The sequence below is a fragment of the Serratia sp. YC16 genome (genome assembly GCF_009707615.1).
GTDB classification, from domain to species: Bacteria; Pseudomonadota; Gammaproteobacteria; order Enterobacterales; family Enterobacteriaceae; genus Serratia; species Serratia surfactantfaciens.
This window is the reverse complement of record NZ_WLYN01000004.1, coordinates 225537-250363: the sequence shown is the minus strand read 5'-3', so window position 1 is coordinate 250363 and position 24827 is coordinate 225537. Positions and strand designations below refer to the sequence as shown.

General features: G+C 54.1%; 24 protein-coding genes and 4 pseudogenes. 8 read left to right on the top strand and 20 right to left on the bottom strand.

Annotated features, from left to right (window positions below):
- Positions 1–5: 5 nt before the first annotated feature.
- Positions 6–362 (top strand): annotated as a pseudogene (locus GKN89_RS15510) (Presumed portal vertex protein); the annotation flags it as partial.
- A gap of 44 nt (positions 363–406) precedes the next feature.
- On the opposite strand, the gene GKN89_RS15505 reads toward GKN89_RS15510, so the two are convergent.
- The 14 genes and pseudogenes from GKN89_RS15505 to GKN89_RS15445 form a co-directional block, all read right to left on the bottom strand.
- Positions 407–1561: an RES family NAD+ phosphorylase gene (locus GKN89_RS15505; RefSeq protein ID WP_154747302.1), complete on the bottom strand. Its 1155-nt coding sequence runs from the start codon at positions 1559–1561 to the stop codon at positions 407–409.
- 42 nt (positions 1562–1603) lie between these two features.
- Positions 1604–1747 carry a hypothetical protein gene (locus GKN89_RS24310; protein ID WP_195934015.1) on the bottom strand — a complete coding sequence of 48 codons (144 nt, stop codon included), beginning with the start codon at positions 1745–1747 and terminating at the stop codon, positions 1604–1606.
- A 128-nt stretch (positions 1748–1875) separates the two neighbouring features.
- Complete coding sequence (locus tag GKN89_RS15500) at positions 1876–2412, bottom strand: hypothetical protein (protein WP_154747301.1); 537 nt, start codon at positions 2410–2412, stop codon at positions 1876–1878.
- Between the two features lies 1 nt (position 2413).
- Positions 2414–3577, bottom strand: a complete 1164-nt coding sequence (locus GKN89_RS15495) for a hypothetical protein (RefSeq protein WP_370520212.1) — start codon at positions 3575–3577, stop codon at positions 2414–2416.
- Positions 3578–3832: 255 nt separating this feature from the next.
- Complete coding sequence (locus GKN89_RS15490; protein WP_154747299.1) at positions 3833–4066, bottom strand: DinI-like family protein; 234 nt, start codon at positions 4064–4066, stop codon at positions 3833–3835.
- Between the two features lie 10 nt (positions 4067–4076).
- Positions 4077–4265 carry a hypothetical protein gene (locus tag GKN89_RS15485; RefSeq protein WP_001154444.1) on the bottom strand — a complete coding sequence of 63 codons (189 nt, stop codon included), beginning with the start codon at positions 4263–4265 and terminating at the stop codon, positions 4077–4079.
- Positions 4266–4426: 161 nt separating this feature from the next.
- Positions 4427–6833: pseudogene (locus GKN89_RS15480) on the bottom strand (replication endonuclease).
- On the bottom strand, positions 6824–7681 hold the full coding sequence (locus GKN89_RS15475) for a DNA adenine methylase (protein ID WP_154747298.1): 858 nt from the start codon (positions 7679–7681) through the stop codon (positions 6824–6826). The pseudogene GKN89_RS15480 and the gene GKN89_RS15475 overlap by 10 nt, the downstream one beginning before the upstream one ends.
- Positions 7678–7905, bottom strand: coding sequence for a TraR/DksA family transcriptional regulator (locus tag GKN89_RS15470; protein WP_016150819.1), 228 nt, complete (start codon positions 7903–7905; stop codon positions 7678–7680). The genes GKN89_RS15475 and GKN89_RS15470 overlap by 4 nt, the downstream gene beginning before the upstream one ends.
- Positions 7905–8138, bottom strand: coding sequence for a DUF2732 family protein (locus tag GKN89_RS15465; RefSeq protein WP_154747297.1), 234 nt, complete (start codon positions 8136–8138; stop codon positions 7905–7907). The genes GKN89_RS15470 and GKN89_RS15465 overlap by 1 nt, the downstream gene beginning before the upstream one ends.
- Before the next feature lie 67 nt (positions 8139–8205).
- Complete coding sequence (locus GKN89_RS15460; protein ID WP_000963480.1) at positions 8206–8547, bottom strand: DUF5347 family protein; 342 nt, start codon at positions 8545–8547, stop codon at positions 8206–8208.
- Positions 8511–8711 (bottom strand): phage filamentation protein Fil family protein, encoded by a 201-nt coding sequence (locus tag GKN89_RS15455; protein WP_154747296.1) that lies wholly within the window; start codon positions 8709–8711, stop codon positions 8511–8513. The genes GKN89_RS15460 and GKN89_RS15455 overlap by 37 nt, the downstream gene beginning before the upstream one ends.
- 7 nt (positions 8712–8718) lie before the next feature.
- A complete protein-coding gene (locus tag GKN89_RS15450) occupies positions 8719–9228 on the bottom strand; it encodes a phage regulatory CII family protein (protein ID WP_154747295.1) in 510 nt (169 codons plus the stop codon).
- A gap of 34 nt (positions 9229–9262) precedes the next feature.
- Positions 9263–9507, bottom strand: a pseudogene (locus tag GKN89_RS15445) (regulator).
- 100 nt (positions 9508–9607) lie between these two features.
- On the opposite strand from GKN89_RS15445, the gene GKN89_RS15440 reads away from it, so the two are divergent.
- The 4 genes from GKN89_RS15440 to aac(6') all read left to right on the top strand — a co-directional run bounded on the left by GKN89_RS15440 (position 9608) and on the right by aac(6') (position 13419).
- Positions 9608–10222 carry a phage repressor protein CI gene (locus GKN89_RS15440; protein ID WP_154747341.1) on the top strand — a complete coding sequence of 205 codons (615 nt, stop codon included), beginning with the start codon at positions 9608–9610 and terminating at the stop codon, positions 10220–10222.
- A 226-nt stretch (positions 10223–10448) separates the two neighbouring features.
- Positions 10449–11471 (top strand): tyrosine-type recombinase/integrase, encoded by a 1023-nt coding sequence (locus tag GKN89_RS15435; protein ID WP_154747294.1) that lies wholly within the window; start codon positions 10449–10451, stop codon positions 11469–11471.
- A gap of 19 nt (positions 11472–11490) precedes the next feature.
- Complete coding sequence (locus tag GKN89_RS15430) at positions 11491–12684, top strand: hypothetical protein (RefSeq protein WP_154747293.1); 1194 nt, start codon at positions 11491–11493, stop codon at positions 12682–12684.
- A 294-nt stretch (positions 12685–12978) separates the two neighbouring features.
- Positions 12979–13419 (top strand): aminoglycoside 6'-N-acetyltransferase, encoded by a 441-nt coding sequence (gene aac(6') / locus GKN89_RS15425; protein WP_063918717.1) that lies wholly within the window; start codon positions 12979–12981, stop codon positions 13417–13419.
- Here the strand turns inward: aac(6') and GKN89_RS15420 are convergent, their stop codons facing one another.
- Complete coding sequence (locus tag GKN89_RS15420; RefSeq protein WP_049270431.1) at positions 13420–14136, bottom strand: HPP family protein; 717 nt, start codon at positions 14134–14136, stop codon at positions 13420–13422. It abuts the gene before it with no gap.
- A gap of 162 nt (positions 14137–14298) precedes the next feature.
- On the opposite strand from GKN89_RS15420, the gene yfcF reads away from it, so the two are divergent.
- Positions 14299–14934: a glutathione transferase gene (gene yfcF, locus GKN89_RS15415; RefSeq protein ID WP_019453093.1), complete on the top strand. Its 636-nt coding sequence runs from the start codon at positions 14299–14301 to the stop codon at positions 14932–14934.
- 73 nt (positions 14935–15007) lie between these two features.
- Here the strand turns inward: yfcF and GKN89_RS15410 are convergent, their stop codons facing one another.
- From GKN89_RS15410 to GKN89_RS15400, 4 genes and pseudogenes are all read right to left on the bottom strand, one after another.
- The gene (locus tag GKN89_RS15410; RefSeq protein WP_025160112.1) at positions 15008–16249 is read right to left on the bottom strand and encodes an amino acid permease; all 1242 of its coding nucleotides are present in this window, start codon (positions 16247–16249) and stop codon (positions 15008–15010) included.
- 58 nt (positions 16250–16307) lie between these two features.
- Positions 16308–17162: an aldehyde dehydrogenase family protein gene (locus GKN89_RS24540; RefSeq protein ID WP_370520216.1), complete on the bottom strand. Its 855-nt coding sequence runs from the start codon at positions 17160–17162 to the stop codon at positions 16308–16310.
- Between the two features lie 208 nt (positions 17163–17370).
- Positions 17371–17850: pseudogene (locus GKN89_RS24535) on the bottom strand (aldehyde dehydrogenase family protein); the annotation flags it as partial.
- A 12-nt stretch (positions 17851–17862) separates the two neighbouring features.
- Complete coding sequence (locus GKN89_RS15400) at positions 17863–19128, bottom strand: 4-aminobutyrate--2-oxoglutarate transaminase (RefSeq protein ID WP_074055030.1); 1266 nt, start codon at positions 19126–19128, stop codon at positions 17863–17865.
- Positions 19129–19249: 121 nt separating this feature from the next.
- Between GKN89_RS15400 and GKN89_RS15395 the strand changes: the two genes are divergently transcribed.
- Entirely contained in the window at positions 19250–20722 is a 1473-nt protein-coding gene (locus GKN89_RS15395) for a PLP-dependent aminotransferase family protein (protein WP_074055029.1), read from the top strand.
- A 22-nt stretch (positions 20723–20744) separates the two neighbouring features.
- Here GKN89_RS15395 and GKN89_RS15390 read toward each other — a convergent pair whose 3' ends face one another.
- Positions 20745–22364, bottom strand: coding sequence for an ABC-F family ATP-binding cassette domain-containing protein (locus GKN89_RS15390; RefSeq protein ID WP_154747292.1), 1620 nt, complete (start codon positions 22362–22364; stop codon positions 20745–20747).
- A 306-nt stretch (positions 22365–22670) separates the two neighbouring features.
- On the opposite strand from GKN89_RS15390, the gene GKN89_RS15385 reads away from it, so the two are divergent.
- Entirely contained in the window at positions 22671–24692 is a 2022-nt protein-coding gene (locus tag GKN89_RS15385; RefSeq protein ID WP_154747291.1) for an FAD-dependent oxidoreductase, read from the top strand.
- Positions 24693–24827: the final 135 nt, after the last annotated feature.

Below are 24827 nucleotides of genomic sequence, written 5' to 3'. Positions count from 1 at the left end.
CTACAAACATCCGCCAGGCAATGAAAAGCGCCAAAGGTCCGGGTAACTTCCGCAACCTGTTTATGTACTCGCCCAACGGCAAAAAGGACGGGATTCAAATCATCCCACTGTCAGAAGTCGCGGCAAAGGATGAGTTTCTGAATATCAAGAACGTAAGCCGTGATGACATGATGGCGGCACATCGAGTGCCGCCGCAGATGATGGGAATTATGCCGAATAATGTGGGGGAGTTTGGGGATGTGGAGAAAGCGGCAAATGTGTTTGTACGGAATGAGCTTATTCCATTACAGAAAAGAATGGACGAGATTAATAATTGGCTCGGGGATAAAATAATAAAATTCGACTCATATTCATTAGATTAACATCATAAAAGTGGGCTCCGTAAAAACTGCGGAGCCACTTTTACCTACTCAACCTCACTATAATAAATTTCCCACTGATCATTCATCCCTACGACTTGCTTTTCTTCGTATGTATATTGTACTTTGTCAATTTCAATTACCGTGGAACTCCCCTCAATAAATTCCATATCGCTAGGATTGAATACAACTAAATTTTTCCCTTCACCAACAGTGCTTGAAAACTGTATGCCATCATACCCTTCCTTTCTTATGCAGTCAGATATGAGTTGCGAAACACTATACCTTCCCTCCAAAGAGGGTGGTGTAGCGGTATTATAAATACTTGCCATTTTAGCGTAAGGAATCATTCTCAATAAAGCATCGCCACTTTCGATAAAGTCTAATAAATTTGGGTGTGAAAAATCGAATACTTTTAAAGCTCGTGATACGCTAAATTTACCTAAAGAAACTACATCTGTAGGATGAGGTCTCACCTCAGCAATAGCGGTATAGCTGTCAGTCGCGCAATATAAGTATGAAACACCTACCCTATTAGCTCTTCCTGATGTAGCCTTGAGAGGGGGAACAGAACCTATTTCTTTATTTTTGTATGGAACGAATATTTTCTTACCTTCACGATTATAATCTTCATGAGTTTTTTTATAACCAGCAGTCCCTACACGAGCACGATAAACTACAGAACAACCCTCAATTATTTTGGCAAATGAATTACCATAGTCTTTAATGATATCCCTCAATTCATTTTCAAACTCATGATAATTTGCCTCCACAAGTTTCTTAGACAACCCTTCAATAAATGGATGAGGTGAGTTAACAATTGACATAAGCGGCATATTCATCATGCCATCTTGATCATACCCAGAGTGTATATTAATCTCACCATCAGTTTCGAACCCCATACTCCATACTTCACTATCAAGATCAGTAAATGCAACACTTTGATTTTGGACATCCTTGTTAAATATATAATCCTCCGCTAATAAAAATCCTGTGAAATAATCACCACCAATATGAGTATTATAGTGAACTTCATCAAAGTTATAACGTAAGATAGCTTTTAGCAAATTTCGAACTTCTGGCGAATCAGTATCTAGGCATTTTGTAACATCATTACAAAACACACAAGTGTTGTTGTCAGTTTGAAGACGAACATGATTTTTAACGTTTGGTTCGATGATATGGTTTTCGCAGATAAACATTATTTTTCCCAATTGAGGTTTTGAAAAGTTAATTATTGCCGTTTAGGACTGCGCGCGCAATCGTATCCCCACCACACCTGCCCGCTTTATGTAGTGGTTTTCATGCACCTGCATGACATAAGCAAAAGCCCGCCATTTCTTGCTGGCCTCAGCTAAAACGATCCGCAAACGATCATGCGGATTCATGCGGATTCATGCGGATTCATGCGGCATAGTCATGCAAAGCTTACTTTGGACAACGACTCCCATCCAAAAAGATAACTTTCTTCAATCTAGGTTAAATATTCGCATTGGCTCATGCCAATGCGAATATTTTATTCATCATAGTGCTCCAGTTTCGCTTTTGCTAAACGTCCATGTAAGTGATTTACAAAATGTAAGTTACTCAAAATCAGACTCATAACACACTTCAACTGCATCCAACTCATAAAATAGATAAAGAAAATCCCGATATACTTGAATAACTCTTTATTAGCATTATATACAGGTAAGGCATGAAACATTGCCTTAACCAAAAAGAAAATGAGAATTCCTGCCATTACAAAAGCAGATGTAATAATTGTATAAACTAGCTTTTCGATTCTTGGTGAGTCATGCTCATTTTTTATATAACTGATATCATCTTTAACGATACTATTCATTGCGTTAGGATATAAAAACCCAACCCATAAACCAACGATGGTAAATATAGATGCAGAAATATTAATAAGTACACCTAAAATATCTTTTGCATCATTATAAGAAAAACTCTTGAACGAAAAATAGCTTATAACGCAGCACAAAACAACAGCAACAAAATTTATTGCCTGCTGTTTCGCAACTGTTATTATCAAACCTTCCGTTTCTGTCATATCAACCTTCCGCTATCTTTTTTGTGGATGCAGCTTCAGATTCATTAATAGATGCTTCCTCAGCATATTTTACTTCACTGATTAAATCATCACGAATTTTATTTATCTCATCCATTAAAAAACGCGCTGAGTAATGCTCAAATCCGTCCGAATCATGAAGAGGGAGCTTAGTCCTTGCTACATAGGTACTGAGCCAAACCGGATTAGCACGATCAGCCAGTAAAAAACCAACATCCCATTCAGATTCTTCACCTCGCATTGAGAAAAGATTTCTAAGCTCATCAGATGATGGCGCACCATCAATTTTAACCTCAATTCTTCGAGGTTGTTTCAAAACAGGAGGTGCCCCAATAAGCTTATTCCGTTTATCTTCTCCAACAAGAGACGCTAAAGCTACGCTTGTTAGTTTCAATAATGGCTGCCTTGCGTCCTTCTGATTTACTACTGTCGTATCCTTTATCAAGGTGTGCGTAATTTTATGCCTCAACCTTTCAAAATTTTCCTCTGCCGCCTTCAATTTTGTTTCCTCCAAAACAAACTTGAATATACAGTTTATCTCTTTCTTACCATCTTTATATTGAAACTTAGTATTGTAGACATCCACACAACGACCAGGAGTCTTGGCTGACTCGAATGTACGCTTAGATTTAGTTCTTTTACCTAACTTGCTATTATTATTAACATGTTGAAGGAAATACTGTGCAAACAGATAAGTGTCAGCGAAAGAATGAGGAAATCTAATTGATGCTATTTTGTTCAGCTCGGGAATGATCCAATAATAGCAAGGTTCACCCCATATTATTTTATCTTCGCCATGTTCTCTGCCAGCCCTGACTGTTCCTTTGCTATCACCAGTAACTTTCGAACCAACCTTGATACCATGTATTCCGTTACCGTTTCCAACTTCACGGTATAAAACAATTACTGCATCTTTAGTCTTACTATCTCTAACCAGACCTCGACTGTAAACTCGTGTTCGCAGAGGTTGCTCTTCCTTATTCCATGGCAAAGTCTGCTCAAAATTTTTATCTTTGAGCCAATCCTCGAGATCATCCAAAACACCCAAAAGATCGCCAAATTTGTAATCAAGCTCTTCGGGTTTATTCTTCAAACGATAAAAACCGCATGCTGTAATATCAAAGAAGGTAATTGAGCCGTTGTCCACTGAAACTCCTTTTTGCCAAAGCAACCAACAAGTTGTTTTTTAACGTATACCATCAGAATCCTCCATAAACTTCAAGTTACTTATGATAAACAACAAAGCGCTCTTATGTTGTCGCTCTGACCATAATTCCATGTGAACAAAGCACTTACGGTAGCGTTTTCAATCACTTTCTTACTGCCCATGACTAACGCCTCGCAAGGCTCGTTGTTCAACCTTGCGGACGGTAAAAGCCAGTTTTATCATCCGCAACGTTCTCTAATGCAACCAGCTGTCGTCTTCCCAAACCTGCTGCATGATTTCCATCACTCGCTTTTTGTCTTCATCAAGCTTTAAGCCGCTCAGCTCAACACCGTTTGCCGATCCTTTGCGAATACGAATCGCTGTTTTTGGGTAAATAGGTTGCAGATTGCGGTTAAGCTCAGCTTCCAGAGCGTCCAGTGTTGCCTGGCTAATCTTCTGCTCTTTATCGATCATTATTTCAATGCGCATACAGACCCCATTAACTGGTGACGTCCATGGACCGGCTGTATTCATGGCTGCGGATTTTCGCCATGAGTTCGTCAGTCAGCTCTGATACCCACTGGATAGCCAGTCGCTTTTCTTCGTCACTGCACTCACTAGCCGCTACAAGCTTAATAAAAAAATCAATGCGCTGGAGCTTCAACGACTCCAAAAGATAATCCTGCATCTTCCCTCCTATCACGACCACGGATACACAATACCTGTATTTACATCCACTGCTTATATGTACAGCATACCCCTGATATTCAAATGTAAAATATTTTTTATCCGTCAATGAGAACACTCTGACGCAGGTCGTTAAGAGCATGAATTGTTAAAGTCTTGCGGTCAGTACCATTGATGCCATTTGTCATCTTCCTGCAGCCGGTGGTTACGGTAAAAAATACGCAGCCCGGCACCTGACGGAATTCCGCCGCCGCGCAGAAGCAGGTCAATCTCAGATGTACTACCTTCAAACCCTCTGGCAGTCAGCTCTGCCTCAAGCTGCAGGCGCTGCTGCTCCGAAATACTCTGTATGTATGCTTTTTTCCGCTTCGGTTTTACCAGTCTCAACCTGGCTGTCAGCTCCCGCCGTTCCTTCTGGCCCATATTGTGGAGATATTCCTGCAGCTCCTTCTCATCCATGGTTTTAATATCGGGTACCCCCCCCTGATTTGTTCGGATTTTCAACAGGAGGACAGTTATTGCCACGAGTCCAAGGGGCGCAAGCGCCCTGGTCGGCTGCCGCCTCCTGAACGTCAACGGCCTTACGAACCTTTTTCCACTTTATCGCGTGCGTGCAAATCTTGCTCTCTACAATCGGGGACCAGATGCCATAGATACGGATACCGTGATCGCCGTAGGCGCTCGGTTCGTCGTTAAGCTCATAAGCCGTGCGGACAAGGTGATGTTTGCGGGGAACCAGTACACCGCCCTGTTTCATGATGTAGGTGGCAAAGCAACCTGCATCCGCAGCTGCCAGTACCGCATCCAGACGCGGATTATCCATTACCGGCGCACCCGCTTTGCGTTCGCCCTGTACTCTCACCGCCTGACCTGCCAGCAAGCGCAGCTCGCGGTATGCCTGACGCCCCGGAACACCAAAGAAACGAAATTGCTGAACACGGTGCAGCGACGCCCAGGCGCTGACATGCTCGGCGCTGTCACGCAGTGATCTGCCGGTTTCTTTGCTGATTTCTTTAGCCAGCCCGCGCCCGTCGATGTTCTTACTGATGTATTTGGCGATGTAGCTTGTCGGCGTGCCCTTGCGCGGGTTGATTAGCTCGGACTTGAAGCGCGGCCCGGTATTGGTGCCCAACTCCTCGCGGTCTTCACGGATGGCAAACTTACGCAGCAGCGCGGTGATGGAGCGACGGTCTTTTTTGCGCATAAAACACAGAAGATGCCAGTGCACGGTGCCGTCATGGTGCGGCTCTGCAACGCGAACGATGTACCAGCGCAGCCCGGCCTTGTGCATGGCCTTGCGGAAAGCGGCGAATGTATCAACCAGATAATCACTGCTCTGCCGGACAGTGGCGCTGGTCCATTTCGGATTAGGTCTGCCATTGTTGAGGGTTGCGTGGAAGCGTGACGGGCAGGTGATGGTATAGAACACCGCGCAGTCTCCGCGCATCTCCGCGATCAGCTCCAGCCCTTTAACACAGGCCATCATTTCATTACGGCGGTGCGCCGGGTTGCTGTTGCTGGCGTTCACCACATCTTCCATGTCCAGCGTGTCACCGTCTTCGTTGACCAGCTCATGCGAGCGGAAGAACTCCAGCGATTTGCGGCGCTGCTCGCGTTTGTGGATCACGGCTTCATAGCTGACATACGGGGACGCTTTCTTGTTGACCAGGCAGACGGCACGCAGTTGCTCCTCCCGCCACTCGCAGCGCATCTGCCACAATTTGCGATACCACCAGTCCGCGCACAGCATGCGCGCCAGCGACGGTGGTATCAGTTCATAAGGCACCGGCTTGCGGCGGCGCTTTTTGCGGCGTAACTTCTCAAAGGCAGGAGGGATGACCTCAAGGCGCATGGCTTCTGCAGCAACCCTTTCCCATGCCTGACGGATTTCTTCTGGTTTAACATCGTCATTGACAAACAGATCACCGCAGGCCGCATCAAGACACATGCTCATATGTGCCGCAACCAGCGTGGAAAGGCGCTTGACCTGATCCTGATTCATTTCAGGCAGTACCAGCAGCCCCTCCAGCCCGTCCTGGCTCGCCATGAACCGAAACGAGGCGGACATTTGGCAGCCCCGCACGCGTTCCAGCCGCTCAATACACGGTCTGATAGTTTCGCGCAGATAGCGGGAATACGCTTTCGGACGTCCCAGGGTATTGAAGTATTTAATCCGCTCCAGCAAAGGCTTGCTGATATGGGCAGGCATGGCGCTTACATCGGCAATAATCACCAAATCGGGATTAACACGCTGCTGTTCGCAGGCCATTTTGGCATGGCTAATCAGCCGATCCTGCTCAATTTCACGCTGGACAGGATCACGGGATTCATTAAAGAAATAGCGTTCCCAAACCTCATCACTCAACGCCTCATGGCGCAGATGCTCCTGCTCGTTATCCGCAGCATACAGAGTGATGAGGTTTGAAAGCGCAGACTCCGGCGCAACTTCCGCCGGGTCCAGATACGGGTTAACCGCTTTTTTTGGGGCATTCCATGGAAAGGCCACGGCGGCCTCATTCGAGCCGCCGGTGGTTTGTGCATGATGTAATGTGAATTTACTCACTGCCACGCCCGCACCTCAGTTTCCACCGAGACATCAGGACCAGACGCTAAATCAACACCAAACCAGCATGCCGATTTTGTGGCAATGATTTCTACTGCAGTTTTACTATCACCGGCAGCCACGCCCATGCTGCGCTTAGCGGTTATACGATGGCGGGTAAAATCACGATAAAGCGAACGGGTCAGAGACGTATCGCTGTTGGACACGATAACCGGATGGCCTTCTGATGCCCTGCGTTCAAGAATAGACGCCAGATGGTACTGATCATCCTCTGTAAAACCTGCTGTGTGATATCCGTTAAATGTGCCGTCATATGGCGGATCACAATAAACAACATCCCCCGTCTGCAGCAGCGCAAGTGTCTCGTCATAGCTGGCGCAGATAAACGTTGCGCGTTTTTCTTTTTCAGCAAATGCGCGTATTTCGTTTTCAGGGAAGTACGGTTTTTTATAATTACCGTAAGGAACATTAAAATAGCCGTTCAAGTTATAGCGACACAGTCCGCGATAACCATAGCGATTTAAATATAAGAAATACAATGCGCGTTCAATTGCGCCACCATTGCGCAAGTTAAACTCCTGTCTCGTCTTATAATATGCTTCTGAATCATTACGGGCTTCAAAAAGATATCGGCCCTCTTTGATGAAGTATTCAACATCATTCTTAATCACCTGATAAAAATTAATCAGGTCTGGATTAATATCCGCGACAAGATAATGAGGATAGTCTGTCGCCATCATCACAGCACAGGAACCCGCGAAAGGTTCAACCAGTCGCTGGCCCGCAGGAAGGTGTTTAATCAGTTCCTGCATTATTGCGGTTTTATTTCCCGCCCATTTCAGGATAGTACTCATACAGCACCGCCTACGTAATGTTTACCTTTCAGCTCCGCAATCTCCTGACAAGTGACACAGCACTGCACACCCGGAATAGCGCGACGGCGAGCTGGCGGGATCGGTGCATCGCAATCAATGCAAAGCACACGAGAAACGCCCGGCGTCCTGTTGCGGGCGGTGTGGATGTGGCGCTGGCGCTCTTCTTCAACGCGTTGCTGTACAAGGTCCATTGAATCTGCCATCAGTGGATCTCCTGAGCTTCGTTCTGAATGTTTTCAGCCGCAATACGCAGCAGCTCCGCCGCTTCAATGTGGTTAAGCTGGCGTGACGTGATATGGCAGGTCAGGCTATCAAGACGGGCAGCCATTGCCGCAGCACGTGCCCTGCGTTCTTCCATGCGTGCATCAGTCAGCATCTGGTTAAGGCCAGCATCATCTGGTCCTGTTTTGGTAATACGGGTTTCAATATTTCGCATTGTTGTTTCTCCTGAATTTGGGCAATAAGAAGCCCGGCGGGTTTACGCCTTTAATTTCGGTTGTGGGTTAATTCGGCATGGCTAGCCGATTTGGAAATAAACTCACCACTGTACGGAAATGGTTCATTGCTTTAATCAGCTCCCGCTTTTCGTCGGTCGTCAGTTCACTAACATTGACGCTATGACGTTCCGCCGGAATCTTTGCCATAAAGAATATTGCGGCTAGTGCGCGTTTATTCTGCTCATGGTTAATATCCCGCTGGTCCCGCATATCGCTAATAAAGCGCTCCAGTTCTGAATCAATATTTAAGCCAAACACTTTTGCCCTTAATTCCGCGATGTGGTTTAACCCATTAAGGCGGAGGCCAGCGCTTAGCGGAACAGTCGCAGCATCGCCTTCAATAGCCATGGTTTCCCCTGCTTTTTAGTAGGCAGTTCGTCCAGCAGCGCATCCTGAGAGCGGCATGGATGCCAGCGCTTGCCATCCTTCCCCATAATCCAGCCATGACCGCAGTGCATTGCAGGACTTTGCTTAACGAGCAGTGATGCAAAAGATGGTTCTTTTGTCAGCATAGCCACCTCAGATCAGACCGAACGAAGCGCCCAGGCCCGTCACGGTATCTACCGCGCTTGCCATCGCCGGATTCGCCTGCAAACGTGCATGCAATGAAACTGCAGTGAGTGCCATAAGGCGCGTAACAGAGTTGATGCTATTGATCACATCGCGGCGGCCTGCACTGGTTTTCACATCACCGGATACTGCGCCTGCAGCTACACGCCCAATCTCCGCAGTTGCACTCATGACGTAATGCGGCAGGTTCTCTTTTGCCACTTCATTCAATGGCACGCACGGCAGGCAATGGATTTGAGCCAGAAAACCGTCAACCAGCGTTGAGTCTTCTGTGATATCAGTCAGCAGCCAGATCTCCGGCGGCGTAAGTTGATGCGGTTGCTCCGGGTTCAGCTTATTGCGCAGCGTCTGGACATTCATTCCTGCGCGTTCTGCCAGCTTCACCATGTTGTGACGCAGCGCGAAAGCCCGGCAGGCTTCATCAAAGTGTGGATGTTTGGAAACGCGATAATCAAACATGTCGTAAGTCCTTTTTTATCCCAAAATGGAACTATCAGGCTTGCATTGTGACTTCGCAGCCCTGAGCCGCTTCCATCGTCAACGCAAACATGTTTATTTCGATTAGGCTGTTAACTCCGGCCTTCTTCCTGATAGGCTGATAGGAAGCCGGTTTTCACGGATCATCTGGCGGGCATAGCTTGGCTTGTAACCGGTACGACGGCAGAACTCATCGAGCGTGATGAATGGCTCAGATACAACGAAATTGATGCTGGGGCGCATTGAAAAATTACTTTTCATGATGCACTATTCCTCAGTTTGTGTTTAAAACTTCACTATTCGGAACTATTCGCAATCATTCCGAAAACCACAAAACCGATAATTGGATCGCATTTTAAATATGCCAAACACAAAAGAAACCCCAAAAGCGATCCAAAAATACAACATATCATCACAAAGTGGCTTTAAGGATGCGATAACTCGCATCCTTAAAGCCTATGGATTCAGTACCAGACAGGCATTGTGCGATCACCTCGGAGTATCTCAGAGCACAATGGCAAACCGCTGGATGCGTGATACTTTTCCTCATGACTGGCTTATTGCATGCCATCTTGATACGGGTGCATCTATGCTTTGGCTAACTACCGGGCAAGGCTCACCCATGCCAAAAGTGGATGGTGATAGTGGATTGCTTTTGCAATTAAAAGAAATCTCAAATGGTTTTTTTTCCTCCACTGAGCAAGTTCGTTACGACGCTCGCCTCATCCCTCAAGACACATCGGCCCCATTTATTGTGAAGTTTGAAAATGCGTTCTATCTAGTGGATGAGTTCACGGGAGAAATCAACGATGGAGTCTGGTTGATCGAAATAGATGGCTTTATGAGTATCAGACAAGTTTATCGTCTTCCTGGCGGACGCTTACGCGTTGAGAACGGCCCCGCATCCTTTGAATGCACCTCATCGGATATTGAGGTTAACGGTAGGGTGATCAGCAAAACAGCATTTACAGAATAAGCGAATACGACTTTATACGGAAATAAGTCGAGGCTACTAGCATGAAAAATTTAATGGCAATCGTAACGTTAGGTTTAGTGTTTTTGGCAACACAGCCATCATATGCTCGCAATTACCCATGCTCTGGGAAAAAAGGTGGCGTCTCACACTGCACATCTAATGGCAAATTTGTTTGCAATGACGGCACTATCAGTAAATCAAAACGAATTTGCTCTAAAAACTGATTATGGCTGTTTCAAAGTTAGCTAATGGTAAATGGCAGGCTCAGGTCTTCCCCAACGGCAGGTATGGGCGGCGCATCCGTCGCCAATTTGCCACCAAGGGCGAAGCCATGGCCTTTGAGCGCCACATTAAGGATCAAGCGCAGGACAAACCCTGGTTAGGAGAAAAAGCTGATAAGAGAAGAGTGACTGACCTTGTTGAAACTTGGTTCAATGCACATGGAGTCACACTCTCTGATGGTCTCAAGCATAAGAGTTCAATGGAATTTGCCTGCTTTGCCATGGGCAACCCTCTTGCTACTGAATTTAACGCTAAGCTTTTTGCAACCTACCGTGAACAACGTTTGAGCGGGAAAATCACACGTTCTGATCGGGTAAAAGCAGTGACTCCCCGCACAGTCAATCTTGAGCTGGCGTATTTCCGAGCCATGTTCAACGAACTAAAAAGGTTGGATGACTGGGACTCACCCAACCCGCTCGAAAACGTAAGAGAATTTAAAATTGATGAAACCGAGCTTGCCTGGCTGACAGTTGATGAAATTAAGCAACTACTTGCTGAGTGCGAAAAAAGCAAAGCGGAAGATTTAGTAACTATCGTAAAAATATGCCTTGCAACCGGCGCTCGATGGGGCGAAGCAGAATCACTAACAGGCAAGCAAATCAGCCCAGGGCTGATCACCTACATCAAAACCAAAGGCAAGAAAAATCGCGCCGTTCCAATAAGTGATGAACTTTACGAAATACTCCCAAAAGTAAGAGCTTCGAAACCAATCTTTACGGGGTGCTATTCTGCTTTTCGCGGGGCTATTAAGCGAGCAGGGATAGAACTACCTGACGGACAGTTGTCACATGTATTACGACATACATTTGCAAGTCACTTTATGATGCGCGGGGGCAACATTTTGGTACTACAGCGTATTCTTGGACACACGGATATTAAGGTAACTATGCGCTATGCTCATTTGGCTCCGGACCACTTATCTGAAGCTATATGCCTTAATCCATTAGCAATAATTAATGATAATTGAGCATAAAAGGAAAATAAAAGTGTACTTTAACAAAAGAAAATACAAAGGCAGCTGTCCTCATTGTGAGGAGGTGATAGAGTATCACGTAACAATTTTTCCTGGTGAAAATGATGACGGAGAAATGGTCTGTACATGCGATGCTTGCGGTGAAGAAATAAGCATTCCGTGCCTCAATCCAGAAGAGTCATATATTATAAGTGGTGCTAAGAAAGATTACGCTCTAGATTACAGTCACGAGGATCCATCTTATCTTACAGAAATAGATACAATATTTGAATATAACGGAGACATATTTAAAGACGCGCCGAGTTATAATTCCAATACAATATCATTGTACAGTTGTGAAACTTGTGATGACAATTTAGAGTTAATAGCTCATCAAAAAATTGATGAAAAATTCAATAACTTTGCTAGTGCAATAAATGATTATACAATAATTGATATCAAAGGTTACGGATTCCTACCTGAAAAAGTACTCGTAGCAATCAATTTTAAGTGCTCTTGCGGAACAGAACATAAAGCGTTATTTTATAAAGACTACAATCACTGTGGCTTCACATCAGACGATTTCTTACTCGCAAACATAACTAATACCCAAGATCTAAATGACAAGATTGATGGCACTCTAACAAAAAGTGACTCACTAGAAATTTTAAAGAAAATAATAGTCAGATGGGAACTTGTCTTTGATAAAACTTATTTAATATTCCCCTATGTTGGCTATTATAAATCCCCTGCTGATAAAACATTAAAGTTGTGGAAGGAAATACTATCACAAAGCCACTCACCTAAATTAAGTATTGTAACCAAGACACAAACCTTAAACAGCTTTAAAAAAGCAGTTACAACTGAATATTTGGATTATAAAACCCTTGAAAGGTTTGACTTTACTCCAAAAGCTATTACTTCGGCTATCAAAAACACAAATTCGCACGCGAAGATATACTGTGGGGTATCGGAAGATTATGTCGAGTCCATTAGCGGCTCCGCAAACATAGCTCAGGGACCGTCAGCAGAACAACTTACCTTCAAAAGATACTATTCTTACTCTGATTTTCACCGCAGATACCTTGCACCATTCAATTTAAAAGAAATACCTGAAGACTTATTTCCATTGAAGTCTACTCATGATTGTCATGTCTTATTTGATGAGGACAACAACTTTAAGTCCCAAAGATTGTACAAAAAACAGCTCTCTCAGTTGCTTGATTGAGGGTTATCAAGAAGTGGCAGCAAAATGGCAGCACATCTAGTCACTATACTTTAAAATCCTCCACTATTCGACGGTACAACACATTGAAAAATTAGTAATTTATTGTTTTATATGAGTTTAACTTGGGACTCATAATCGCTTGGTCGTTGGTTCAAACCCAACAGGGGCCACCAAATTTTAGCTGTTTTCACAGCCTTACAAGCCATCCTGTCCGGGATGGCTTTTTTGTTTCCCGCCGCCGTGCCACACTTCCCTCTCGGCATACCTGATTATTCCGACTCATAAGGATCCCGCATGATCGTCATCTGCGACCACGACAACCTCGACGCCTGGCTGGCGCTGCGCGCGGCGCTGTGGCCATCCAGCTCGCCTGAAGAGCACCGCGCGGAGATGCGCGAAATATTGGCTTCGCCGCACCACACCGCGTTTATGGCGCGGGGGCTGGACGGCGCTTTCATCGGCTTTGCCGAAGTGGCGCTACGCTACGATTACGTCAACGGCTGCGAGTCATCGCCGGTGGCGTTTCTGGAAGGGATCTATACCGTCGAACGCGCCCGCCGCCAGGGCTGGGCCACGCGATTGATCGCACAGGTGCAGGAATGGGCCAAGCAGCAAGGCTGCAGCGAGCTGGCGTCGGATACCGATATCGCCAATCTGGACTCCCAGCGCCTGCATGCCGCGCTGGGCTTTGCCGAAACGGAACGGGTGGTGTTTTACCGCAAAACGCTGGGCTGATCAGGCGGTCTTGCTTTGCCGCTGATGCGCCAGCTGCTCAGCGCGCAGCAGGATCTCCTGCAGATCGTCCTCATCGATATCGAACAGATCCCCCTCCATCAATGCCTCGTGCAGATCGGCACGGGTGATGGAAACCGCATCGATCGGCAGATTGGCCGGTTTGGCCTCCGCCGGCGCCAGCGCGTGCGGATAGCGGCGCCCGGCCAGGTTATTGAACAGAATGGCCAGCGCCGCCAGCAGCACCGAATTCAGCAACACCGGGTACAACACGAAGTGGTAGCCCATCTGATGAATGCCGGGGCCGCCGAGGATAGCGGTCAGCGCCACCGCGCCGCCCGGCGGATGCAGGCAGCGCAGCTTGAACATCAGGCCGATGGCCACCGCCGCCGCCACGCCGCAGGCCAGGCCCGGATCGGGGATCAGCAGGCCGGCGCTGACGCCCACCGTCGCCGCCAGCGCATTGCCGCCGACGATCGACCAGGGCTGCGCCAGCGGGCTGTTGGGCACGCCGAACAGCAACACCGCCGAAGCGCCCATCGGCGCGATAAACCACAGGTTCACCTCACCCAAAATAAAGTGGCTGATCCAGCCGGCGAGCATCAACCCCAAACCGGCGCCAACGCTGGAAATCAGCATTTCTCGCTTGCCCACCGCCAGCGGATGCGGCCACAGGCGCGCACATCCCACTTTCACTCGTTCTATCCACTGCGTCTTCATGTTACCCGGTACGACTCAATTCACTTGTTGGCAACAAATATATCACATTGCGCCAGCGCCGCCGCGCACCCTGCCCTAAAAGAACTTTTGGCCTAACAGATTGATTTTTAGCCTCCCCTCGACAATGATCAATGTTCCCCCCTTAACCCCGAGGAACCGCCGATGTCTCAATCGATCACCGAACTTTATACCGACAGTGAATTTTTCAGCCCGTACGCCATGTCCGCCTTTGTCGTGCTGACGGAAAAAGGCATTCCGTTCACCGTGAAGCCGGTAGACCTGGCGAAAGAGGAGAACAAAGAGGCGGCCTATGCGGCGTTGTCGCTCACCCGCCGGGTGCCGACGCTGGCGATCGGCGAATTTCAGCTCTCGGAGTCTTCGGCGATCGCCGAATATCTGGAAGACATCCACCCGGCTCACGCCGTGTACCCGCGCGACGTAAAGCTGCGCGCCAAGGCGCGCGAAATCCAGGCCTGGCTGCGCAGCGATCTGCTGCCGATCCGCGCAGAGCGCCCAACCGAAGTGGTGTTCAGCAACGGTAAGTTCCCGCCGCTGTCCGAAGCGGCTCAACAGGCCGCGCACAAACTGATCGCCGCCGTGGAAAAGCTATTGAGCCACGGGCAGGATAATCTGTTCAGGGAATGGTGCATCGCCGACACCGATCTGGCGCTGATGCTCAATCGGCTGGTGATGCACGGCGATACGGTGCCGGAGCGCGTTCGCCATTATGCGCACAAGCAGTGGCAGCGCCCTTCGGTGCAGGCCTGGCTGGCGCTGTCGGAAAAGCGGCGCACCTGAGAAAAAAATCGGCGGCCACGACGCCGCCGTTCTCAATGCCGAGAAACAACATCACTGCTTGAGGGAAGGCAAATCACCATCCAGAGGGCAGATAGCCTAACAATGAAGCGATGGCGTACACCGCGCTGGCCAGGTACAGCAACACAATGCTGATCTGCAGCAGCGGGTGCGTGATCCAGTTGCACTGCCAGCGTGGCGTCTGGTCGCCGTGTTTGCGCGCGCCGCGCAGGATCAACATCGGCATGATCGACAGGATCACCCCGCTGAACACCCCGGCAAAGTAGAGCGCGTTGACGAACGACACCAGCCCGCTGTAGGCCAGCGCGAACGGCGGCACCACCACCAGCAACAGCACGCCGAAGCGGCGCAGCGGCAGCTCGTCGTTGCCCAGCCGGAACTTGTCGAAAATATTGGTCAGGAAGCTGCCGCCCAATCCCCAGTACGAGGTCAACATCGCGCACAGCGCGAAGATGTTGGCGGAGAAGAACGCCCACTGCCCCAGCGCCTGGCCCCAGGAAATGGTGGCCACGTCGGAGATGTCATCCAGCCCGCTGAGCGCAATCACCGACATCGGCACCGCCGCCAGCAGAATGAAGGTCACCGCCATGCCGACGATGATCGCCTTCGGCAGCTGTTCCGGCTTGTCGGCAAAGCCGCGCGCCATCTCCGGCACGATGTACTGCGCCGAGAAGCAGAACACCACCACGTTGAACACCGGCACCATATAGCGCCAGTCGCCGTCCAGCAGGTTGCGCATCTGGGTGGTGTCTTTCAGCAGCGTCGCCGCCACCAGCGCGGTCAACATTACCACCATGCCGATGCTGATGAATTTCTCGCCGCGGCCGATCGCTTTCAAACCGAGGTACAGCACGCCGGCGGCGGGTACGAAGAACAGCAGGCTGCCCAGCGCCGGCGAGATGCCGAACAGCGATTGCAGCAGCTTGCCGCTGCCGGTCATATAGGCGGTGAGCGCCCCGACGCTGTTGACGCACACCGAAGCGAACATCAACCAGGCACCCAGCCCGCCGACGTAGCGCTTCGCCAGCCCGCTCAGCTGCAGATGCGCGCGGGTGCGCAGCGTGGATTCAGCGACGTACAGCATGGTGATGGTGGTCAGGCTCCCCACCAGTACCAGCCAGAACAGCAGCGGCAGGAAACCGGCCTTGCTGGAGGCATAGGCAATGGAGAGCACCCCGGCACCGATGTTGGTGCCGACGATCATCGCCACCCCTTCAAGGAAACTTAACGATTTGGCGGGTGCAGGTGCTCGCACCCCGGCGGCAAGCGCCGGAGAAACAGAGATATTATCAGACATGCATCATCCTTTATCGCCCGGCGACGCTGGCCGCCGGGATGGGTTAACGTCCTGACGCTCAACAGCTCACATCGATACACAGGTATTTCAGCTCCAGATATTCATCTATCCCGTAGCGCGATCCTTCACGCCCGAGCCCTGACTGTTTCACGCCGCCGAACGGCGCCACTTCATTGGAAATCAGCCCGGTGTTGATGCCGACCATGCCGTACTCCAGCGCTTCCGGCACGCGCCACTGGCGCGCCGCGTTCTGCGTGAACAGGTAGGCGGCCAGGCCGAATTCGGTGTCGTTGGCCATGGCGATGGCTTCCGCCTCGTCATGGAAACGGAACAGCGGCGCCACCGGCCCGAAGGTCTCCTCTTTGGCGAAGCGCATCTTCTGCGTCACGCCGGTCACCACCGTCGGCTGGAAGAAGGTGCCGCCCAGCGCGTGCGGCTGGCCGCCGGTGGCGATCTGCGCCCCTTTGATCAGCGCGTCATCGATGTGGCTCTGCACCTTCGCCACCGCATCGCTGTCGATCAGCGGTCCCTGGGTGGTGCCTTCGTGGCTGCCGTCGCCGACTTTCAACTGCTCGACCGCCGCCACCAGCTTCTCCGCCAGCCGCTCATAGATGCCATCCTGCACGTAGATGCGGTTGGCGCACACGCAGGTCTGGCCGCTGTTGCGGAACTTGGAGGCCATGATGCCCGCTACCGCCGCGTCCAGATTGGCGTCGTCGAACACGATGACCGGCGCGTTGCCGCCCAGCTCCAACGACAGTTTCTTGATGCTCGGCGCGCACTGCGCCATCAGGATGCGGCCGACCTCGGTCGAACCGGTAAAGCTCAGCTTGCGCACCACCGGGCTGTCGCACAGCACCTTGCCCACCTGCGCCGCTTCGCCGGTCACCACCTGCAACACACCGGCGGGAATGCCGGCATCCTGCGCCAGCTTGGCCAGCGCCAGCGCGGTCAGCNTGCGCCGCTTCGCCGGTCACCACCTGCAACACACCGGCGGGAATGCCGGCATCCTGCGCCAGCTTGGCCAGCGCCAGCGCGGTCAGCGGCGTTTGCTCGGCCGGTTTGACGATGATGGCGCAGCCCGCCGCCAGCGCCGGCGCCACCTTGCGGGTGATCATCGCCGCCGGGAAGTTCCACGGGGTGATGGCCGCGCACACGCCGATCGGCTGCTTCACCACCACCAGGCGCTGCGAAGCCTGCGGCGCCTGCAATACCGCGCCGTCTACCCGCTTGGCCTCTTCGGCGAACCAGGTGATGAACGATGCGGCGTAGGCCACTTCGCCGCGCGCTTCCGCCAGCGATTTGCCCTGCTCGGCGGTCATCAGCTGCGCCAGATCCTCCTGCGCGGCCAACACCTTATCGGCCCAAGCCAGCAGCAGCGCGGAACGCTGCTTGGCGGTCAGCTGTTTCCAGTCGTTTTGCGCCCGCTGCGCCGCCGCGATCGCCTGCTGGGTTTCCTCTTCGCTGACCAGCGGAATGCTGGCCAGTTCGGCGCCGGTGGCCGGGTTGATCACCGCTTCGCGCTTGCCGCTCAGGGCGTCGCACCATTCGCCGTTGATCAGACACTGGCTGCGCAACAGCTCGGGATTGTTCAATTTCATGCCGTTCGCTCCTTAGTGGGCCAGCGCGCGGGACAGGATGCCCATCGCCTTGGTGAACTGATCGTCCGGGATGGTCAGCGGATACAGGAAGCGGATCACGTTGCCGTTCACGCCGCAACTCAGCAGCAGCAGCCCTTCCTCCATCGCCTTCTGCTGCACCTGACGGGTGATATCGGCTGAAGGTTTACCGGTAGCCGGATCGTTGAACTCCACCGCCACCATCGACCCCTGCGCGCGGACATCGGCGATCGCCGGGCTGGTTTTGCGCGCCTGCTGGAGCACTTCCACCAGGTGTTGGCCAAGGCGTTGGGCGCGCTGGCACAGCTGTTCTTCTTCGATCACGTCCAGCACCGCGTGCGCCGCGGCCACCGCCAGCGGGTTACCGGCGTAGGTGCCGCCCAGTCCGCCCGGCGCCGGCGCGTCCATCACCTCGGCGCGCCCCGCCACCGCTGACAGCGGCATGCCGCCCGCCAGGCTTTTCGCCATGGTGATCAAATCGGGCTTAACGCTGTAGTGTTCCATGGCGAACAGCTTGCCGGTACGGGCGAAGCCGGTCTGCACTTCGTCGGCGATCAGCAGGATGCCGTGCTGATCGCACAGCGTGCGCAGCGCCTGCATGAACTCGGCCGGCGCCACGTTGAAGCCGCCCTCGCCCTGCACCGGCTCCAGCACGATCGCCGCCACCTGCTTGGGATCGATATCCGCTTTAAACAGGCGGTCCAGGCTGTTCATCGCGTCTTCAGTGGTCACACCGTACAGCGCGTTCGGGTACTGGCCGTGGAACACCGAACCGGGGAATGGGCCAAAGCCCAGTTTGTAAGGCGCCACTTTGCCGGTCAGCGCCATGGTCATGTAGGTGCGGCCGTGGAAGCCGCCACCGAAGGTGATCAACCCCGGGCGGCCGGTATAAGCGCGGGCGATCTTCACCGCGTTTTCCACCGCTTCCGCGCCGGTGGTGAAGAAGGCGGTTTTACACGGGCCGGCGATCGGCGCGCGCTGGTTGATGCGCTCCGCCAGCGAGACATAGCTTTCGTAAGGAACGATCTGATAGGCGGTGTGAGTGAAGGCCTGCAGCTGCTTTTCAATCGCGGCGATCACCTTCGGGTGACGGTGGCCGGTGTTCAGCACGGCGATCCCCGAGGCGAAGTCGATCACTTCTTTGCCTTCCACATCCCACAGCGTGGCGTTCTCTGCGCGCTCGGCGTAAAAACCACACATCACGCCCACTCCGCGCGGGGTGGCGTCCTGACGGCGTTGGTTCAATTCTGCGTTTTTCATGCTGTTCTCTCCGGTCGGTGCCAGTTACACGTTTCGTTCACATTCGTGAAACAATGCCGTTTATTTACACAGGATGTGGCCCTATAATCGAGTGCCAGTTACGAATAATTGAGGGATCCAATTGCGTTCATTGAGTGGTGATCTGTTGCTGCAGCGCCTCGGCGAACAGCCTGATGACAAGCTGCACAAGCGGCTTTACAACGCAATCCGCACCAGCATTCTCGACGGCAGTCTGCCGCCCTCCAGCCGCCTGCCCGCCTCGCGCGACCTGGCGCAGGAGCTCAGCCTGTCACGCAACACTGTGTTAACCGTTTATGAACAACTGTTGGCGGAAGGCTACGTGTCGGCGCGCGCCGGCAGCGGCACCTTCGTCGCCGAAACGGTGCCGGACAGCTGCTTGTCCACCGGTGGCGCTCCGGCGGACGACAGCGGACAACCGCGGCGCATCGAGCTGTCGGAACGCGGTGCCACGCTGCTGCACCACGCCAGCGCCAGCCCCAAACAGTGGGGGGCGTTCATTCCCGGCGTGCCCGACGTCAACGCCTTTCCCCACCAGCTGTTCAGCAAGATCCAGGCGCGCCTCAGCCGCCGCCCGGCGCCGCAGCGGCTGACCTACAGCAATCAGGGCGGCAGCCCGGAGCTGCAGCATGCGTTGGTGGAGTATTTGCGGGTGGCGCGCTCGGTACGCTGCTCGCCGGAACAGATCCTGATCACCGAGGGCATCCATCAGGCGATCGATCTGGTGACGCGCATGTTGTGCAATCCGGGGGATGACGCCTGGATCGAAGAGCCGGGCTATTGGGGGATCCGCAATATCCTGCGCATCAATGCGCTGAACATCTGCCCGCTGGCGGTGGACGAGGCCGGGCTGGTGCCGCCGGAGCAGCCGGTCAACCCGCCGCGCCTGATCTTTGTCACCCCGTCGCACCAGTACCCGCTCGGTTCGGTGATGAGCCTGGCGCGCCGCCAACGGCTGCTGGCGCTGGCGCGCAATGCCGGCGGCTGGATCGTCGAGGACGACTACGACAGCGAATTCCGCTTTTCCGGCCAACCGATCCCGGCATTGCAGGGGCTGGAAGCCGACGCGCCGGTGATCTACATAGGCACCTTCAGCAAAACGCTCTACCCGGCGCTGCGCCTCGGCTATGTGGTGTTGCCGCCGCCGCTGGTGCAGGCGCTGAAAACCGCCCACGCCGAGCTGTACCGCGGCGGGCACCTGTTGATCCAGAGCGCGCTGGCGGAGTTTATTCAGGAGGGGCACTACACTGCGCACATCCGCCGCATGCGATTGCTGTACGCCCGGCGGCGCGCCTTCCTGACCGGGTTGATCGAACAGCACCTCGGCAAGCAGGCGCTCAGCGAGTTCAACAGCAACGCCGGCTTGCATCTGATCCTCAACCTGCCGGATGAGGCCGACGACGTGGCGATCGCCGCCGCCGCCGGCGCGCGCGGGGTGTTGGTGCGGCCGCTGTCGCGCTATTACATGCTGCCCAACCGCCGACGCGGCCTGCTGATGGGCTTCGCCTGCGTGCCGGAAGAGCAAATGGCCGCCGCCTTCACCCAGCTGCTGGCGTGCATCAACGCCCCGCACTAGGTCAGAGCGCCGCCCGCCTGCCTCACCAGGCCTGCAGTCGCCAACCGTCCGCCCGTAGGTGCAGGCGATGCGTCGGCCGCAGCGCCTGCAGGAAGTCCTCGTCATGCGACACCACCAGCATCGCGCCGGGGAAATCCGCCAGGGCGGTTTCGATCGCCAGCGACGACGCCAGATCCAGATGGTTGGTCGGTTCGTCCAGCAACAGCAGCTGCGCCGGTTGTCGCCGCCACAGCGCGCAGGCCAGCGCCGCCTTCAAACGCTCACCGCCGCTGAGCGAGCCCAGCGGCAACGCGATGCGGTCCGCACCGAGCTGCAGCTGCGCCAGACGGGTGCGCAACGCGCCTTCCGCCAACGGCGAATCCTGCAGCCCCAGATGTTCCATCACCGACAGGCTCGGGTCGAGCTGCGACAGGGTTTGATCGAGGTAGGCCGCCGACAGCGGGCAATGACAATGGCCGGAAAGCGCCGTCAGCTGGCCGAGAACGGTCTTCAGCAGGGTGGATTTGCCGCAGCCGTTGGGGCCGGTCAACGCCACGCGCATTGGGCCGTCGAGCCGCAAATCCAACGGCGGCGCGCTGACGAACGGCAGCTGCAGCCGCTCGAGCACCAGCACCTGCTTATTTGCGCTCACTTCGCTGCCCGGCAACGCCAGCAACACCGGCTGTTCCTCTTCTACCCGCTGATAGGCTTCGCGCACCGCCGCATCGAGACTGTCGCGCTGATCCTGATGCTGTTTGCGCAGCGTGCCGAGGCTCTCCTTCGCCGCTGATTTGTAGGCCACCCGCTCGAAAGAGGCGATATTCAACGTATCGACGACGCGCAGCGTTTGTGCCGAGCGCCGCTGGCTCATGTCGTGCTCCTTCTGCTGACGGGCGCGAGTGCGGCGGCGCTCTTCGCGCGCATGCTCCAGATCGGCACGCGCCGCCTGCTGCTGCGCATCGCGCTGGCGCCGGTAGTCGTCGTAATTACCGCCGTAACTGCGCAGCGCGTCGGGCGTCAGTTCGACGATGCGCTCCATGCGCGCCAGCAGCTGCCGGTCGTGGCTGGCGATCAGCACCCCGCCGCGCCACTGATCCAGCTGGTAATACAGCCAGGCGCGGCCGGCGCTGTCGAGGTGGTTGGTCGGTTCGTCCAGCAGCAGAAAGTCCGCCTCGCCCAGCAAGGCGCCGCACAGCGCCGCGCGCATCCGCTCGCCGCCGCTCAGAGAGTGTGCGGATCGCAAAGGATCGAAGGCCGGCAGCCCGGCGGCGGCGAAGGCATTTTTCAGGCGATCGTGGAGATCCCATCGCCCTTCCAGACGATCGATATCGTCCGCCAGCGGCCGCCCCTGTTCGAGACGCGCCAGCGCGGCGAACACCTCGCCGTAGCCCAGCAGCTGCGCCAGCGTGGTGTCCGCGCCGATCTCCGGCTGCTGCGCAACGTAAGCCAATGCGGCATGGGATTCGACGTGCCCGTTGCCCGGCTGATCCAGCCCGGCGATCAGGCGCAGCAGCTGGGTTTTGCCGACGCCGTTGCGCCCTACCAGGCCGCAGCGCTGCCGATCGAAAGCGAGATCCAACGGGCCGAACAGCGTTTCGCCGTCAGCAAATTGGCAGGTCAGTTGATGTAAAACGAAATAAGGGGACTGCGCAAAATGAGCCATAAGCACTCCTGAATGAGATCAAAACATCCCCACAGGGCGCGAGAGCGCACGGCGTGGGACCAGATATCAACAGGCGTGGTTGTTCATTTTCGGTTATGGCTCCGCAGAGAGAAGGAATTTGCAACGCACAAAGGCTAACCGATCTTTTGTTCGTTATGCAAACAGAGTCTGAGATTCATGATGTCTATCACATTCGGCACAACACAGATTCCCAAGCGGCGCGACAACGGCTAGATTTATCTCATCCGACCACTTTTGTTCACATAATAATAACAACGGGCCCTGATTTACCCGATGGAGAGTGCAATGAGCAATTACCCTCACCTGCTGGCGCCACTGGATCTCGGTTTCACCACCCTGAAAAACCGGGTGCTGATGGGATCGATGCATACCGGCCTGGAAGAGCTGCCCGATGGCCCGCAGCGCCTGGCTGCGTTCTATGCCGAGCGCGCCGCCGCCGGCGTAGCGCTGATCGTCACCGGCGGCATTGCCCCGAACGAACAGGGCGTGGTGTTTCGCGGCGGATCGATCCTCAACAACGAGGCGCAATTGCCTCACCACCGCCCGGTGACCAAAGCCGTCCATCAAGCGGGCGGCAAAATTGCGCTGCAAATCCTGCACACCGGCCGCTACAGTTATCAACCCAAACTGGTGGCCCCTTCCGCGCTGCAGGCGCCGATCAACCCGTTTACGCCGAGCGCGCTCAGCGAAGCGGAGATTGAGCAAACCATCGCCGATTTCGCCCGCTGTGCGGCGCTGGCGCAGCAGGCCGGCTACGACGGCGTTGAGGTGATGGGTTCCGAAGGCTACCTGATCAACCAATTCTTGACGACGCGCACCAACCAGCGCGACGACCAATGGGGCGGCAGCTTCACTAATCGCATGCGCTTCGCCGTCGAGACCGTCAGGGCGGTGCGCCAGGCGGTGGGCCCGGAATTCATTCTGATCTACCGGCTGTCGATGCTCGACCTGGTGGAAGACGGCTCCAGCTGGCAGGAGATCGAACAGCTGGCGCTGGCGGTCGAACAGGCGGGGGCGACGATCATCAACACCGGCATCGGCTGGCACGAAGCGCGCATCCCGACCATCGCCACCATGGTGCCGCGCGCCGGGTTCAGCTGGGTGACCCGCAAGCTGATGGGCAAGGTCGGCATCCCGCTGATCACCACCAACCGCATCAACGACCCGGCGGTGGCCGAGCAGGTGCTGGCGGACGGCTGCGCCGATATGGTGTCGATGGCTCGTCCGTTCCTCGCCGACGCTGCCTTTGTGCAAAAAGCCGCCGAAGGGCGCGCCGACGAGATCAATACCTGCATCGGTTGCAATCAGGCCTGTCTCGACCAGATCTTCGAAGGCAAGTTGACTTCCTGCCTGGTCAACCCGCGCGCCTGCCGCGAAACTGAAATGCCGCTGACGATGGCGGAGAAACCGAAAAAACTGGCGGTGATCGGCGCCGGCCCCGCCGGACTGGCCTTCGCCACCACGGCCGCCAGCCGCGGCCATCAGGTGACGCTGTTCGACGCCGCCGATCAGATCGGCGGCCAGTTCAACATCGCCAAGCAGATCCCCGGCAAGGAAGAATTCCATGAGACCCTGCGCTACTTCCGCCGCCAGCTGGCGCTGCGTGAAGTGACGGTCAGGTTGGGCGTTAAGGTCGAGGCGGCGGATTTAAGCGAATTCGATGAGGTGATCCTCGCCTGCGGCATCGTGCCGCGCACCCCGGACATTCCCGGCATCGGGCACGCCAAGGTGCTGAGCTATCTGGACGTGCTGCGCGATAAAAAACCGGTCGGCCAGCGCGTGGCGATCATCGGCGCCGGCGGCATCGGCTTCGATACCGCCGAGTACCTCAGCCAGCACGGCGTGTCCAGCAGCCTGGATCAGGCTGAATTCAACCGCGAATGGGGCATCGACGGCCGCCTTGAGCAGCGCGGTGGGCTGGCGGAGCAAGGGCCGCAGGCGCCGCGCGCCGCCCGGCAAATCTACCTGTTGCAACGCAAAACCAGCAAAGTGGGTGAAGGCCTGGGCAAAACCACCGGTTGGATCCATCGCGCCAGCCTGGCGATGCGCGGCGTGAAGATGCTCAACAGCGTCAGCTATCGGCTGATCGACGATGAAGGGTTGCATATCACCCGCGCCGAGCAAGATAGCTGCCTGCCGGTGGACACGGTGATCGTCTGCGCCGGGCAGGAACCGCGCCGCGAGCTGCAGCAGCCGCTGCTGGCGATGGGCAAAACCGTGCACCTGATCGGCGGCGCCGACGTGGCCGCCGAGTTGGACGCCCGTCGCGCGATCGATCAGGGTACGCGGCTGGCGATGGCGCTATAAAAAAGGGGCGCCCGGCGCCCCTGATATTGATGACAAACCTCATCCCCATACCGGATTGGCAGAGAGCAACGAATAGAAAACAAGGAAAATCAATTTATTGATTTTCGGCTGATAACCACAAAGGGGGACAAACCA